Below are 1,661 nucleotides of genomic sequence, written 5' to 3' on the forward strand. Positions count from 1 at the left end.
GGTTAGGGGTTCTGGGGGTGCCCCCGCCCCGGGCTCGTGGACACCGGGGTGTCGCTGCAGCTCGTGGGCTCGCCATGAGAGGTCGCCGCCCGGCCGGGCGACGGGGCCGGGCATTCTCGGGTGCCGGGGCAGTCCGGTTCCCGCGATGCCGGCACCCGCACAACGGCGACGACCCCGCCGACCCGGGGGACGGGTCGGCGGGGTCGTGAGGGTCAGGTCCGACTGACCTCGAACTTACGCGGTGAACTCGGTGTTGAACGAGTCCTCGATGCGGACGTCGACCTCGGTGTTGCCCGAGTCCTCGATCGAGTTCTGGCTGTTGTCGTTGCCGGAGTCGTTGATGCTCCGGTCGATCTCCTCGTTGAACGAGTCGTTGGTGCTGTTGTCGCTGTAGTCGTTGAACGAGTCGTTGATGCTGTTGTCGCTCTCGTTGTTGTACGAGTCGTTGGTGCTGTTGTCGGTGTTGTCGACGGTGGCGTTGCCGCCGGAGGCGAAGGCGGCGCCGTCGCCGAGGTTGACGTCGCCGCCGACCTCGGTGCTGGTGGCATTGCCGTTGCCGAACGCGGTGGTGTTGTCGTCGCCGTTGACCACGTTGTTGCCGTTGCCGACGACGTTGCCGTCACCGGTGGTGATGGTGGAGCCCTCGATGTCGTCGCCGGCCGCGACCGCGCCGTCGCCGGAGGCGACGACGACATCGGTGTCGATGTCCTGGTAGAAGTCGCCGCCGTTGGTGTCGATCTGCTGGTTCACCGAGTTGTCGACGATCGTGTCGCGGTCGTCGACGTAGTTGTTGGTGATGTAGCGGCTGAGGTACTCGACGCCGGCCTTGTGCGACTCGGCACCGTCGTGGTGACCGTGGTGCGCGGGCGGCGGGGGCAGGTGCACGTGGTTGCTGCCGGTGTTGTAGTCCCGGTCGAAGCTCGCGGTCTGGTTGTCCTCGATCAGCACCAGGGCGTCGTAGACGTCCTCGGCCGACAGGTCCTCGAGGCCGTGGTCGGCGAGCTCCGCGTACGGGTCCTCGTTGAACTGCTCGCGGGCGTCGTCGTTGTTGATCAGGTGCAGGATGAATTCCAGCAGGGAGAGCTGCTCGGCCATCGGGATCATCTCCTGGTGTCGCGTCTGATGTTCTGGGCCGGGGCTTTCGCCCTGGCGTTGACGACGAAGGTAGGCAGCCGTCGGTCTGCGGCCATCGGGGATCGGCCATGGTTCGGCACCGACCACGATCGGGGCCCGGGCGCCCGCCGTTAGGGGATGTTGGGGGATGCCCCGCGAACCCCCCATTCGTGTCGAAGGCGCTGAATGGCGCTAACGGGCGCACGCCATACTCCGATGGGCGGTACAGGGGCCGATGTGGGCGAGGCGCGTCATGTCACCCACATCGGGAGTGAATCGGGGGTGAGGGGACGCGATGAGTTACCAGCTCGGGATCGATCTGGGCACGACGTACACCGCGGCCGCGGTGTGCCGGTCGTCGGATCAGCGATGGATCGAGCCCGAGGTGGTCAACCTCGGCACCCGCACGGCGACCGTCCCGTCGGTGTTGTTCATTGCTGAGGACGGGTCGGTGGTGGTCGGGGAGGCCGCGGAGCGGCGGGCGTTGACCGATCCGGATCGGGTGGTGCGGGAGTTCAAGCGGCGGGTGGGGGATCCGACGCCGGTGG

Annotated in this window: 2 protein-coding genes; one reads left to right on the forward strand and one right to left on the reverse strand. The window is 67.4% G+C overall.

The genetic code is table 11. From position 1 onward, the window contains the following. Positions 1–234: 234 nt before the first annotated feature. Positions 235–1,095 carry an IniB N-terminal domain-containing protein gene (locus HF519_RS30035; RefSeq protein ID WP_169416316.1) on the reverse strand — a complete coding sequence of 287 codons (861 nt, stop codon included), beginning with the start codon at positions 1,093–1,095 and terminating at the stop codon, positions 235–237. A gap of 313 nt (positions 1,096–1,408) precedes the next feature. On the opposite strand from HF519_RS30035, the gene HF519_RS30040 reads away from it, so the two are divergent. After that, the coding region (locus HF519_RS30040; protein WP_169416317.1) for an Hsp70 family protein at positions 1,409–1,661 on the forward strand (253 nt) is incomplete at its 3' end.

It is taken from the genome of Pseudonocardia bannensis (assembly GCF_012911875.1).
GTDB classification, from domain to species: domain Bacteria; phylum Actinomycetota; class Actinomycetes; order Mycobacteriales; family Pseudonocardiaceae; genus Pseudonocardia; species Pseudonocardia bannensis.

What these genes read in the sequence shown, in the direction of transcription:
- HF519_RS30035 (WP_169416316.1), bottom strand. Translation starts at nt 1,095, where the DNA reads ATGGCCGAGCAGCTCTCCCTGCTGGAATTCATCCTGCACCTGATCAAC.